The sequence below is a fragment of the Clostridium sp. MCC328 genome (assembly GCF_018785465.1).
In the GTDB taxonomy this organism is placed as follows: Bacteria; Bacillota; Clostridia; order Lachnospirales; family Lachnospiraceae; genus Pilosibacter; species Pilosibacter fragilis.
This window is the reverse complement of the sequence record NZ_WQPW01000100.1, coordinates 1-641: the sequence shown is the minus strand read 5'-3', so window position 1 is coordinate 641 and position 641 is coordinate 1. Positions and strand designations below refer to the sequence as shown.

At 38.7% G+C, this 641-nt stretch carries 1 protein-coding gene; it reads right to left on the bottom strand.

Annotated elements, in window-relative coordinates; genetic code table 11:
• On the bottom strand, window positions 1-475 hold a 475-nt coding region (locus GPK83_RS13630), incomplete at its 3' end, for a transposase (protein WP_215705009.1).
• Between the last annotated feature and the right edge of the window lie 166 nt (window positions 476-641).

Genomic DNA, 641 nt, shown 5'->3' with positions numbered 1-641 from the left:
CCTGCCTGCCGTATGCATCAAGAAGAGTGGAATCCAGATCCAGAATAACAGCCTGTGGCATCTGAATGCTGTAAATTTCCCTCCGAAGTACTCTGGCAATCGCAAGGAACTGGTTTAAAGTGTCTTCATCCATACGGTTAAAGAATCTTGATACCGTAGGCTGTGATGCAAGCGCATCTTTTTCAAGTACAGACTTGAATACAGGATCATTTGTCAGTTCATCAGAGGCATCATCCTCGAAATAACCGGCAATAATCATATATATCATTTGGAGCAGGTTTTTTGGATCCGAATGATATCGGAATAAAGCAGAATCATTGGTTTTAAACGCTTTTTCTAAAAGCGTATCAATACCAAGTTTGCTTATGAATTCTTTGATAAGAAGCAAGCCTGCATCGGATGAGAGATCTCCTCCATCAAAATTTATTTTAATCTGTCTATTGCTTTCTAAGGCTAAGGTGTTTACAATACTCATAAAGGGCTCCTTTGTTTGGGATTGTTAAGACTTTGAACACCTTAATTTTACCACAAATGGATGCTCTTTTTTCATTCACTTGATAGGTGAAAAGCAATATTCAGCTAAAATACAGTAACTATGTGGCTTTCAGCCACTTTCACGGCTGATCCGTGAATAATCTAGG